This window comes from Pseudochrobactrum sp. Wa41.01b-1 (genome assembly GCF_019464455.1).
GTDB classification, from domain to species: Bacteria; Pseudomonadota; Alphaproteobacteria; order Rhizobiales; family Rhizobiaceae; genus Pseudochrobactrum; species Pseudochrobactrum saccharolyticum.
This window is the reverse complement of record NZ_CP080493.1, coordinates 2,544,083-2,557,225: the sequence shown is the minus strand read 5'-3', so window position 1 is coordinate 2,557,225 and position 13,143 is coordinate 2,544,083. Positions and strand designations below refer to the sequence as shown.

The window sequence follows — 13,143 nt, the reverse complement described above, 5'->3', positions numbered from 1 at the left end:
AAGACGCAGTGTCCTGACTTTGTCCCTGTTTCCGGCAAGGCAGCGCCCTATATGGAAGATCAACAAGCCGGATCATTCCAATCTGCAAACCGGCATAGGAGGATATGATGTCACCCAACCTGACAGGTATTCATCACCTGACTGCGATCACCGCACAGGCGAAAGAAAACAAGAAATTCTACACTGATCTTCTCGGGATGCGACTGGTCAAGAAAACCGTCAATCAGGATGATACCAGTGCCTATCACCTGTTTTACGCCGACGGTCAGGCCTCCCCCGGCTCTGATCTCACTTTCTTCGACTGGCCGACTGCGCCGGAAAAACGCGGCACCCATTCCATCAGCCGCACTGGTCTGCGTGTCTCCGGTCAGGACTCGCTGGAATATTGGCGTAAGCGACTGAGCGATGCGCATGTTCAGGCTGGTGATATTCAGCTTATCGACGGACGCGCCTCTCTGGATTTTGAGGATTTCGAAGGTCAGCGTTTCCGTTTGCTGGATGACGGTAAAACCGGTGAATCGCATCCTTGGGAGAAAAGCCCTGTTGCCGCAGATCATCAGATCCGCGGCCTCGGCCCGATCACGATCAGTGTGCCGGATCTGAAATATACAGAGCCTTTTCTCATCAAGCTGATGAATATGCGCAAAACCCGTGACTATGCCTCACCGGATGGTCAGGGTCATGTTCATGTTTATGAAATGGGTGAAGGCGGGCCAGCGGCTGAACTGCATGTAGCCGTGCAGCCTGATCTGCCTGCCGCGCAACAAGGTGCAGGTGCTGCCCATCACGTCGCGTTCCGCACACCGGATGAGGCTGGCATGCAGGAGTGGCTGCGCGTGCTGAATGACCACAAGATCCGCTCTTCCGGCGAGATCGACCGGTTTTATTTCCGCTCGCTCTATTTCCGCGAAGGCAATGGTGTGCTGTTTGAAATCGCGACAGACGGGCCGGGCTTTGCAAGCGATGAGCCAATGGAAAGTCTGGGAGAGAGCCTCTCTCTGCCACCCTTCCTTGAAGGTCGCCGCGCTGCGATTGAACGCAATCTTAAAGCGCTGGACTAAACAAAAAAGCGGAGAGGTCTCCCTCTCCGCTTTTTATTTCTCGCCCGTTATATCAGCCTGCCAGCGTATAGGCGGTTTTGACGGTGGTGTAGAATTCAGCCGCGTAGCGTCCCTGCTCACGCGAACCATAGCTGGAGCCTTTGCGACCACCGAACGGTACGTGGAAATCCACGCCTGCAGTTGGCAGATTGACCATCACCATGCCTGCATCGGAATTGCGTTTGAAATGCGTGGCATATTTCAGGCTGGTTGTTGCAATGCCGGAAGATAGGCCGAAAGCTGTGTCATTGGCTGTTGCCAGCGCTTCTTCATAGGACTTAACGCGGATGACGCTGGCCACAGGGCCGAAGATTTCCTCGCGGGAAATACGCATCTGGTTTGTCGCCTCTGTGAACAAGGCCGGACGCAGATAGAAACCCGGTGTGCTGCGTTCCAGCTGCTCACCGCCAAAGGCCAGCTTGGCACCTTCCTGCGCACCCAATGCAATATAATCCAAGTCTTGCTTCAGCTGACTGTCGTCTACCACAGGACCAATATGCGTGCCGGATTTCAGCGCATCATCAATCACCAGCGTCTTCATGCGGGCAACCAGTGCATCAACAAAACGGTCATGAATACCGTCCTGCACAATCAGGCGGGAAGACGCGGTGCAACGCTGACCGGTCGAGAAGAAAGACGAATTGAGCGCCGCTTCAACGGCCACATCAAGATCGGCATCATCCAGAATAACAAACGGATTTTTACCACCCATTTCCAGCTGGAATTTGCGGTTATGGACGATCGAAGCCGCAGCAACACGCTGACCGGTGCCTGTGGAGCCGGTGAATGTCAGTGCATGAACATCCGCGCTGTCGAGAATGGCCTGACCAACAACCGAGCCCTTGCCCATCACCAGATTGAGAACGCCTTTTGGCAGGCCCGCACGGTGCAGAATATCAACGATCGCATGGGCACAGCCCGGTACCAGATCAGCCGGTTTGAACACCACGGTGTTCCCGTAGCAAAGAGCTGGTGCAATCTTCCATGCCGGAATAGCAATCGGGAAATTCCACGGGGTAATAATACCGACCACACCAACTGGTTCGCGGGTGATTTCCACACCGATATTCGGGCGCACGGATGGCAGAACTTCACCGGCAAGGCGCAGCGCTTCATTGGCAAAAAAGTCGAAAATCTGTGCGGCACGCATGGTTTCGCCAATGGCTTCCGGCAGGGTTTTACCTTCTTCGCGTGCCAGCAAGCGGCCGAGCTCTTCTTTGCGCGCCAGAATTTCATCCGAGGTTTTGCGCAGGATTGCATGGCGTTCCATAATGCCGGAACGTGACCAGGCTGGAAATGCAGCTTTGGCCGCGGCAATCGCATTCAGCGCATCGGCCTGAGAAGCGCGGGCATATTCACCCACCACATCATTGGTATCGGACGGGCTGATATTCGGGATCGCCTCTCCGCCAACCCATTCGCCGTCAATCAAATTCTTATGCAATGTCATATTCTGCAAACTCCCCTTTGCGAATAGCCGGTCACTCGTTCCGCCAGCACCATGTCATATATGATGCATCAAACTAATATCATTTAAAGCATTGTGACTATGGTTCAGGCCTCATAAAGCGATGCTCATTCGGAATGATCCTGATATATCAGTATCTACAGGAAAAATGGACAGCTGTCATCACCTAATATTTTTATCTCCGCACAGCATCTTTGATAAAGCCCTGCACACCCTATATAAATGACGAGACAAGAAACGGAGCGGAGCAATCATGATTATCGGCGAAGCAGAAAAAGCATCCGGCATTTCAGCCAAGATGATCCGCTATTATGAATCCATCGGCCTGATTGATGCGGCTGACCGCACGGCCTCCGGTTATCGTGTCTATTCCGACCGTGATGTGCAAAATCTGCGCTTCATCCGTCAGTGCCGTGATCTCGGCTTATCGCTGGAACGGATTAAATTATTGCTCAATCTCTGGCGAAATGATCAGCGCGCATCTTCCGAAGTGAAGCAGATTGCGCTGGCGCATGTGGCTGAACTGGAAACCAAGATCGCTGATATGCGCTCTATGGCCGATACATTGCAGAAACTGGCAGACCGCTGCCATGGCGATAATGATCCGGATTGCGCAATCATCAATGCTTTGTCGCTGCAAAATCAAATGACGCTCAATAAGAAAACCGGCAGTTCAAAAAGCGGCGCCAGGAAACAACACCCGCATTGATCTTTTCCTGACCACGCTGCGTTCTGTTTTATGCGCTCTTTTCTGAAGGCATATCAGGCAATGGCAGTTCAATAACAAAAACAAGGCCGTTTTTATCCCATATTTCCTTAAACGAGCCGCGCATCTGCACATCAATACTGAGCTGTTTGAGACGGGAGCCAAAACCACGCTGTGACGGTTCCTGCATAATTTGCGGCCCGCCGGTCTCCCGCCACTCAATCCGCATAAAATCCTCATATGCGGATAGTTCGATGCGAACATGTCCCTGCGGCACTGACAGCGCTCCGTGTTTGACAGAATTCGTCATCAGTTCGTGAAACACCAGACTCATCGGCGTGACATGGGCAACGGGGCATAAAAGTGCATCGCCTTCTATGGAAATGCGCTCCAAATCGGAAAAGACATAGGGCTGCGTAAGACGACTCAGCAATTCATTCAGCGATATCGTGCTGTGCTGTCCTGTAGCCGCGGATGTTTTCTGATAGGTCAGCTCAAATGCACCGGCCAGCGCCGTCATGCGCTCCCGCATCTGACCGACATAATCCTGTACATCCGTTTTGCCCCGTGCGGACAAGCTCATCAGGCTGATAATCACCGCGAACATATTTTTCAGCCGGTGGTTCAGCTCCTGCGCCACCACTTCCCGCTGCTCCAGCGCCAGCTGTTCAGCGGTCACATTCACAATCAGCCCGAGAACTGAAGGTTTGCCGATATCTGTATAGATACGCCTGCCGATACCCGTCACCCAGACCGGATGCGGCTGTTCCGTATCGCGGATACGGAAAGTCTCGCGGACAATATCGCCTGATGTCAGCGCGTTGCTCAAAGCTGTTTCGACGCGCAGCTTGTCTTCCTCATGGACGAGAGGCATAAAATCCGTAACAAAATTGATTGTACGCCTGTCCTTAAATGCCAGCATATGGCTGGCACGGCCATCAAGACTGACCTCGGCATCTTCGGGGTTATACTCCCAGACACCGATATTACCGGCATCCAGCGCCATTTGCAGGCGCAATTGCGCTTCCAGAAGTTTCAGCTCTTTCGCACGGTTGCGCTTATCAGCCTGTATCAGGGCCTCACTGACAACATCCAGCTCTCGAATGCCCGAGCCCAACGGCTTTATCGCCTGCACATCTCCCACAGCCATAGCCTGTGCGGCAAGTTTTCTGACCGGCTTCGAAATCCGGCGTCCAAAGAAGCCCGCCAGCAAGGCGCTCAGCAATAATGTACCCAGCAACAGAATGATAAAATAGGCAAAAGCCACCCAAACCGGCCAGTTCAGTTCCGAGCGGTTAACACCGATCGCAATGCGCCAGTCGCTCAGCGGCGAACGGATATAATAACCGGCCACCTGATTGCCATCGAGAATCTGTCCGCGCCAGCGCCCCTGCTTATCTGTGGCTTCCGCACGCAATTTATCCGGTATCAGCTGTCCCGTATAATCATTGCTGTTATTATTGCGCGCCAGAACCTGATCATTCTGATCCACCACAACCGCAATCCAGTTTTTGGATATACCGCTCAAATTCAAAAGATCGGTAATGCGCTGTGCTTCCATGCTCAGCGCCAGAAAATAATTGATTTTCCCGTCAACAAAAACCGGACGAACCACCGTAAAACAAAAAGGTGTATTTTCATGAGCACGCCGTACTCCGGTAACATAGGGTTTGCCTGCCGCTTTGGCAGCCGCAAGATCTGTTTTTGTCAGCAGCGGCAGATCACCGACCCGTGCAGGATCCGAGGCAACCAGCAGTTTCGCCTCAGGATCATAGACCGTAATATTGATGTTTAATTCCTGCGCCATATCATGCAAGGTCGTTTGAAGAATATCAAAACGGCCATTCTTCAGAATATTGGAATAGCTGATAATTTCAGCGGCGCGCTGAAGGCCGTAGACCTCACGGTCGATTGTAACGGCGAGGGATTGGGTAACATCAAAAGCCTGATTTTCAATATGGCTTCTTTCCTGCAAAACCAGAAGCCATAGGAAAAAACCGACCAATATAATCAGAGGAAGCAACAGAGCGAGCGCAAATAGCGTAAGATGTCGCTTCAAATCTGCCTCTCCCTGATCGGTTCAGTGCAGATGCCGGTCATTTTACGGGAAAACCCGTTCTGATGGCGGTCAAACAAAGAACGATAGTCGCAATCTTTGACCAAACATAAAAAAATTATTTCATCATAGCAAGTCAGTAAAAAAGCAGGCGCTCAATCCGGCTAATATTGCGATGTAACCTGTTTTTTATTGTCCTGACCGGTCGTGGAATAAATACCGGCACTGATAAACGGAAACATCTTTTCTTTGGAATAGCTGTTTCCGAACATCATATCATACTGAACCTGACGGTAATCCTGCAAAATCTGCGGCATTACCGGTTGCTGCATCCATCCGGCATGGGGCGTGTAATCTTTATCCAGCAGCAGATGGCCATCAATCACGCTATATTCCTGATGCACTTTGCCCAAAAATCCGGTGTAGTAAGGATGCTGGAGACCGGCCATTTCCAGAACATAAAGCGGCAGGAAAGACGGGCTGATTGTGCCTACACCGCGCAGGCTGTCTGTACGGCTTGACCACAATACCAGCGGCGTTTCATGCTGCGCCAGCATATGATCGGCCGTATCCACGCGGCTGGCAGTACGGTTCTTCATATAACCGCTCTCAACATAGACATCACCGAGCGGCGGCAGATGATCGCCGAAGAAAACAATAATTGTTTCCCGCTCGCGCTTCTTCGCCCAAGCCATCAGCCGTCCCAGATTGATATCCGCATCCTGTGCGCCCTGTGCAAAAGACCGCACAGACCCTTTGGATGCCTCACTCACAGCGCTGTCAGCATTGGTAACAACTTTGATCTGACTGTCCGGATAACGGCTTGGCGCATAAGGACCATGCCCCTGCAGAGATACACCGAACAGGAAGAGCGGCTTTTCCGCCTCTTCAGCCGAACGGATAATCTCGCTGGTGAATTCTTCATCGGAAGCCAGATGGCCTTTTTTCATCAGCTCCGGCAGATTTTCTTCGGACAGGAATTTATCAAAGCCGAAATTTTCATAGACAGAGCCACGGTTCCAGAACCACTGGCGATAGGGATGCAGCGCACGGGTTTCATAACCCTGCTCGCTGAAGAATGAGGCCAGCGAAGGCACAGGTCTGCGCACATATTGCTGATAGGGAATGCTGCCATAAGGCAAAAAGGCATTCGAAAAACCGGTCAGCGCTTCAAATTCAACATTTGCGGTCATACCGCCGAATTCCGGCGAAAACACATGGCCAGACTGGTTGGTACGCACATTTTTGATCGGATCTTCATCAAAGGCCACACCCGGAAGACGGGATGGATCCCAGAAAGATTCGCTCATAATCACAATGACATCCGGCTTTTCGTCATTGCGTGCGGCAACCGGAACAATGGTATTGCCATGGGCAGAAGATGAGCCGCCCAGCAGACCGCTGTCATCATCCGCAGGGAATAAATATTCCGCAATACTGGCAATCCGCTCCTGCGAATAACCGTTCGGCGCAGAAACATTGGCCATGGGAATATTGAAAATAAACGCCACAACCAAACCGTTATGGGCATAATTTTCCTTCTGATCCCACATCATCGGCACAATGCCCATGCGGTCGCGGATATAGGAGAAGCTGGAATAATCGGAAATACTGCCGAACCAGATCAGAGCCGGCATGGCCACAGCAAGACGTGCCGCACGCGCAGTCCAGCTCAGACGCGGCACAGAGCGACGGAAAAAGCGCCAGCAAAAATACAAAGCCGCAAGAGCCGCCATAGAAGCGAGCACGATCAGCACCGCATCCATCGGTCTGTCACGCACCAGCAACGGCATCAGATCAACAACCTGACGAGTATAAAGCAGATCACTCGGATAGAGCGGATCGCCGAGATACATGCCCTTTTGCCGGCTGAACCATGCAAGACCGAGCAAAACCGGCGCAACAATTAAAATACCCTGCCACAAACGCCCCAGCAGGCTGTCCAGCAAAAACAGGGTGAGGAAAACAAGGGCCAATGTCGTCCAGAGCGGGCGGTGTGTCAGCGTAAAATACTGCTTCCATGATGCAGCGGAACCGCGCATCAGCCACTCGGTCAGCATCACGACAGACAGGGTAAGGAACAGCGTTCCGGCTGTGGCAATCAATGCGCGCCAGAACCAGTGCCTGCGGGCAAAATATGCACAGAACCGGCCATCGCGCCGCGCCGCCTTCCGCTTATCCCCGTGATTCAGCGCGCTGTCAGAATAAGGGACAGTATGCGGTGCATGATGAGGGACCGGCGTTGCAAGATTGCTCAATGGGCAGCTTCCAAAATAACAGGAACTTTCCGGTTCCTGCAGCGTTACACGATGCGTCTGCCTGTTTGTCTCTGCCGGTAATTTTACCGGTCATTGCTGATAAAAAAGCAGTCACAAAGACTTCACAAAAACTTCACACAGGCGTTAGCTTTTAGGTAAACAGGCAGTCCGAAGCAAGAGATGACAAAGAGCAAAGACGACAAATTCCACCGCCGGATATGCTCCGGCACTGTTCTGCATTCAAAAAAACAAAATTGTAAAAAAACGTCACAAATAATGAAACAAAGCCATGACGATAATTCTCTATATTTTTCAAAGAGATGTAATTTTATTCGATATTTTTCCTCAGAAATATCTGGAAAAAAATTATCGCAGGCTTGTAATGTAGTTTTAAGATTTGTGATGTGTCGTGTAGGCTTATCATGCGGTGTAAACAGCCGCACGGCACTGCCGGGCATGATGTTTGCCAACTAAAAGACACGGAGCCTTTATGACAACTGCCCCGCTGAACAGTCAGATCGACTCCCCGCTGTATTTTCAGCCTGCTTTATCAGAGAATGATTTTCGTTTGCTCTTCACACAGCACCCTATTCCGATGTGGCTGTATGATCCGATTTCGCTCAAATTTTTATTGCTGAACGATGCTGCTTTTGAATTTTACGGCTATACGCCGGAGCAGATGAGCCGGATGACTGTGCTGGATATCCGCCCTGAATCCGAGCACGAACGCATGATCGCTGCCATCCACGCAGAAACTGACTTCGGAAAGCCGCAAATCTGGAAACATCTGAAAGCCAATGGCGAGACAATTGAAGTCATAACCTATGGACGACGCACAAATTTCAATGATCAGCCTGCTATTCTCGCGATCATTCAGGATCAGACCGAAATCCGCAAAGCGCGCAATGAAATCAGCCAGACCCGTTCATTGCTCGACAGTCTGATCAAAAACCTGCCGATCGGGGTTTTCATTAAAGATATGCATGATAGTGGGCGCTATGTTCTGTTTAATGAAACAGCCAGCGCCATTACCGGCAAAGAATCTGCGCATGTCATCGGCAAAGCCGATCATCAGGTTTTCAGTGAAGAAGATGCCCGTAATTTTGTCACGCAAGATCAGTATGTGATGGAGAGCGACAGTGTTTTCACTGCCGAAAATGAAATTCCGTTACGCAGTCACAGCCGTCATGTGCGGGTGATGAAACGCACAATTCCGTCGCAAAACGGAGAAAAGCCGCGTTATCTGATCGGGTTGATGGAAGATATCACGGAAGAACAGGCTCTGCAGGCGCATCTGACCTATACGGCCATGCATGACTCGCTGACAAATCTGCCGAACCGTGTCTATTTTTCACGTCATACGACGGATTTATTTTCCAAAAAGGAAGCAATCCAGAGCCATGCCCTGCTGTTTCTTGATGTCGATCACTTCAAACATATCAATGACAGTATCGGCCACGCGGCAGGCGATGCCCTGCTCTGTCAGGTTGCGCGCCGTCTCAGCGCCTTTCTGAAACCGCAGGATTTTATTGCCCGTCTTGGCGGTGATGAATTTGCGATCATCCATCCTTTTGATCCGGAAAACCCTGATCACCGGCAGGAAATCGGCCATTTTGCCGAAGAAATCACCAATCTGTTCAGCAAGCCGTTTCATCTGGACGGCAGTCCTGAATATGTCGGCTGTACCATCGGTGTTGTCATTGCCCCCGAAGATGGTGAGGATATTGATACGCTGTTGCGCAATGCCGATCTGGCGCTTTATGCTGCCAAGGCAGACCGGCGCGGTGTCTACCGTTTTTATGAAAGATCCATGCGTGAGGCGGTCGAAAAACGCCACCGCACGGCTTTGGAATTGCATACAGCCCTGCAAAACAATGAATTTGTGCTGTTTTATCAGCCGATTTTCTCGCTGACGACAGATCTCATTACAGGCTGTGAGGCTCTGTTGCGCTGGCAGCATCCGACACGCGGACTGGTCGCACCGGATGATTTCATTCCGATTGCCGAAGATACCGGTATCATTTCTGCAATCGGTGCCTGGGTTCTGCGGCAGGCCTGTCAGGATGCCATTTCATGGCCGGAGAAAATCAAAGTTTCTGTCAATCTGTCGCCGGTACAGTTTAACAGCCGCAACATGCTGGACATGGTGAAATCAGCCCTTGAAGAAAGCGGCTTGCAGGCCAACCGTCTGGAATTGGAAATCACCGAAACAGTGCTGCTGTCCAATACCGAGCATAATACCGAATTGTTATTCGAATTGCGCAATCTGGGCGTGAGCATTGCCATGGATGATTTTGGCACCGGCTATTCGTCCCTCAATTATTTGCGCACTTTCCCTTTTGACAAGATCAAGATTGATCGCAGTTTTGTGTCCAATATTGATAATGACAAACGCAATCTGGCGATCATTCAGGCTGTGGTTTCTCTGGGCAGCGCGTTCAATATTGTGACGACGGCAGAAGGCGTGGAAACACAGGAACAGCTCACGCGACTGAAGGACGAACAATTCGGTGAGGTACAGGGATTTTTCACCGGAAAACCGATGTCACAGCGCGATGTTTGTGACTTTATCGCGGGATATGACGGATAAAGATACATAAAATCAAATAGTTAAACTAAATACATTTCTTTCGGAAAAAGCTCTTGACCTTCCCATCATGGGAAGCCCTATCTTCTTGTCAACATCAACAAAAGCGCTGACATGCGCCTGAAACTGACAAGAAAGGCAGGGCTTCCGCAGGCGGGACTTTCCGCATAATCAGCCCTGAAGATCATCATGACACAATCCGTTTCCTCCACTGTTCTGCTCTCTGTTGACGGTATGGGCTGCGGTTCCTGCGTGGCAAAAATTGAGAAAACCGCCAAAGCCGTTGAAGGTGTCAGCACCGTCAGCGTTGATCTGGCGAAAAAACAAGCCAGCATCGGTTTTTCGGCTCCGGCAGATGCCGCGGCAATTGCCAAAGCCATTGATGCGGCAGGCTACGAAACAAAAATCCTCGGCTAAAGGCAGGAATTTCTGTCATGACCAAACATAGTCATCCTGAGCAGACACGCTCGGGTCAGCCTGTTGTTACGCTTGATATTGACGGCATGACCTGCGCCTCCTGCGTCGGTCGTGTGGAAAAAGCCTTGCTCGCTTTGCCGGGCGTCAACAGTGCAACAGTCAATCTGGCGACACAGCAGGCCACAGTACGCTTTGCAGATAAGCCGGATGCAGGCCTTGCTGCCGAAGCTATCAAGAAAGCCGGTTACACCGCGCATATTCCGCAACCACCGGCACAGGTGGTGCTGGAAGTGGATGGCATGACCTGTGCATCCTGTGTCGGACGCGTGGAAAAGACCCTGCAATCCTCTGCCGGCGTTGCTGCAGCCTCCGTTAATCTGGTGACCAAACGCGCCAGCATCACGCTCAGTGATCCGTCAGTCACGCCGCAAATGCTGGCAGATATCGTTACCAAAAGCGGTTATCCGGCACAGCCTGTGGCAGCGGCCGCTCCTGCAAGTGGTGCGGAACGCCGTGCAGAGAAAAATGATGCCGAGATTAAAACCCTCAAGCGTGATGTACTGATTGCCGGTGCTTTGGCGCTGCCGGTTTTCATCACGGAAATGGGTTCGCATCTGTTCCCGCCGCTGCATCATTTTATTGCCGGCACAATCGGCACACAAAACAGCTGGTATCTCCAGTTCATTCTCACAACGCTCGTATTGTTTGGTCCGGGCCTGCGTTTCTTCCGTATCGGTATTCCGGCGCTGTTGCGCGGCGGCCCGGACATGAACTCGCTCGTAGCTGTCGGCACATTGGCAGCATGGGGCTTCTCGGTTGTCGCCACTTTCATGCCCTCTGTCCTGCCTGCCCAAACCGTCAATGTCTATTTTGAAGCAGCAGCGGTTATCGTTACGCTGATCCTGATCGGCCGCTGGATGGAAGCCCGTGCTAAAGGCCGCACATCCCATGCCATTGCCCATCTGCTCGGACTGCAGGCCAAAACCGCGCGTGTGGTGCGTGACGGCGTGGCACAGGATATTCCGCTGGAAGATGTGCGTGCAGACGACCTCGTTCTGGTGCGTCCGGGTGAGAAAGTGCCGGTCGATGGTGAGATCACCGAGGGTACGTCTTATATTGACGAATCCATGATTACCGGTGAGCCTATTCCCGCCACGAAAAATGTCGGTGACACGGTTGTCGGCGGTACGGTCAACAAGACCGGCGCCTTCACCTATCGCGCCACCAAGGTTGGTGCGGATATGGTGATCTCACAAATCATCCGCATGGTTGAAGATGCTCAGGCCGATAAGCTGCCGATCCAGAACCTGATCGACAAGGTCACGACATGGTTTGTTCCTGCGGTTATGCTCGCAGCCTTTGTCACCTTCCTGATCTGGTTTATCTTCGGCCCTGAACCGGCCTTCACCTTCGCGCTGGCTAATGCCATTGCCGTGCTGATTATCGCCTGTCCTTGTGCCATGGGTCTGGCAACACCGACCTCGATCATGGTCGGTACCGGTCGCGGTGCGGAAATGGGTGTGCTGTTCCGCCGTGGTGATGCCCTGCAAAGCCTGCGCGATGCCGATATTATCGCTTTCGACAAAACCGGCACGCTGACCATCGGCAAACCTGTGCTGTCGCAGTTCCATATATTCGGCAATCAGAGTGCTGATGAGATGCTGGCTTTGGCAGCCGCGTTGGAATCCCGCTCAGAACATCCGATTGCGACTGCTGTGGTGCAGGCTGCGGAAGACAAAGGTCTGAAACAGCCTGAAGTCAAAGACTTTGAAGCTGTACCGGGCTTCGGCGTTAGCGGTATGGTTGACGGTCAGTCCGTCCATGTCGGTGCAGAGCGTTTCATGAAAAAGCTCGGCATTGATGTCAGCACCGGTGCAGAGGCCGCAGCAGCAATGACCGCCAAAGCGCAATCCGTGCTTTATATGGCACGCGACGGTGCACTGGTCGCTGCCTTCTCTGTGGCCGATGAGTTGAAACCGACAACCAAAGTCACAATTGATGCCCTGCATAAGCTTGGCCTGAAAGTGGCGATGATTACCGGAGACAGCAAAGTCGTGGCCAATGCCATTGCCAAAGAACTGAGCATTGATGAGGTATCAGCGGAAGTTCTGCCGGATGGTAAGGTCGACGCACTGAAACGTCTCGCAGGCTCTGACCGTAAAATCATCTTTGTCGGCGATGGCATCAATGATGCACCGGCACTGGCTGCGGCTGACGTGGGTGTGGCTGTGGGCACCGGCACGGATATCGCTATTGAAAGCGCCGATGTGGTGCTGATGAGCGGCGATCTGACTGCCGTTGTGGATGCGATTGCTCTGTCCAAAGCGACGATCCGCAATATTCGTCAGAACCTGTTCTGGGCGTTTTCCTACAATACCGCGCTCATTCCGGTTGCAGCAGGCCTGCTCTATCCGTTTTACGGTATCCTGCTCTCGCCGGTACTGGCTGCGGCAGCCATGGCACTGTCCAGCATCTTCGTGCTGACCAATGCGCTGCGCCTGCGCAGTTTCACCAGCACACGCACATAAAAGCACCATCCTCCCAAGGCTAA

Annotated in this window: 8 protein-coding genes; 5 read left to right on the top strand and 3 right to left on the bottom strand. The window is 52.1% G+C overall.

From position 1 onward, the window contains the following. The first annotated feature begins 107 nt into the window (after nt 1-107). The gene (locus tag K1X45_RS11850) at nt 108-1,061 is read left to right on the top strand and encodes a VOC family protein (protein WP_220160484.1); all 954 of its coding nucleotides are present in this window, start codon (nt 108-110) and stop codon (nt 1,059-1,061) included. 52 nt (nt 1,062-1,113) lie between these two features. On the opposite strand, the gene K1X45_RS11845 is transcribed toward K1X45_RS11850, so the two are convergent. Further along, entirely contained in the window at nt 1,114-2,550 is a 1,437-nt protein-coding gene (locus tag K1X45_RS11845) for an aldehyde dehydrogenase family protein (protein WP_022710756.1), read from the bottom strand. A gap of 271 nt (nt 2,551-2,821) precedes the next feature. On the opposite strand from K1X45_RS11845, the gene cueR reads away from it, so the two are divergent. Next, a complete protein-coding gene (gene cueR, locus K1X45_RS11840; protein WP_220158925.1) occupies nt 2,822-3,277 on the top strand; it encodes a Cu(I)-responsive transcriptional regulator in 456 nt (151 codons plus the stop codon). Nucleotides 3,278-3,305: 28 nt separating this feature from the next. On the opposite strand, the gene K1X45_RS11835 is transcribed toward cueR, so the two are convergent. Together K1X45_RS11835 and K1X45_RS11830 are read right to left on the bottom strand one after the other, a co-directional pair. Continuing rightward, nucleotides 3,306-5,333: a sensor histidine kinase gene (locus tag K1X45_RS11835; protein WP_220158924.1), complete on the bottom strand. Its 2,028-nt coding sequence runs from the start codon at nt 5,331-5,333 to the stop codon at nt 3,306-3,308. A gap of 161 nt (nt 5,334-5,494) precedes the next feature. Continuing rightward, entirely contained in the window at nt 5,495-7,588 is a 2,094-nt protein-coding gene (locus K1X45_RS11830; RefSeq protein WP_255560402.1) for an LTA synthase family protein, read from the bottom strand. A gap of 490 nt (nt 7,589-8,078) precedes the next feature. Here K1X45_RS11830 and K1X45_RS11825 point away from each other — a divergent pair, with 490 nt between their 5' ends. The 3 genes from K1X45_RS11825 to K1X45_RS11815 all read left to right on the top strand — a co-directional run bounded on the left by K1X45_RS11825 (nt 8,079) and on the right by K1X45_RS11815 (nt 13,120). Next, nucleotides 8,079-10,178 carry a bifunctional diguanylate cyclase/phosphodiesterase gene (locus K1X45_RS11825; protein ID WP_220158923.1) on the top strand — a complete coding sequence of 700 codons (2,100 nt, stop codon included), beginning with the start codon at nt 8,079-8,081 and terminating at the stop codon, nt 10,176-10,178. 186 nt (nt 10,179-10,364) lie between these two features. Continuing rightward, nucleotides 10,365-10,592 carry a heavy-metal-associated domain-containing protein gene (locus K1X45_RS11820; protein WP_220158922.1) on the top strand — a complete coding sequence of 76 codons (228 nt, stop codon included), beginning with the start codon at nt 10,365-10,367 and terminating at the stop codon, nt 10,590-10,592. A gap of 17 nt (nt 10,593-10,609) precedes the next feature. Then, a complete protein-coding gene (locus K1X45_RS11815) occupies nt 10,610-13,120 on the top strand; it encodes a heavy metal translocating P-type ATPase (protein ID WP_220158921.1) in 2,511 nt (836 codons plus the stop codon). Nucleotides 13,121-13,143 lie beyond the last annotated feature (23 nt).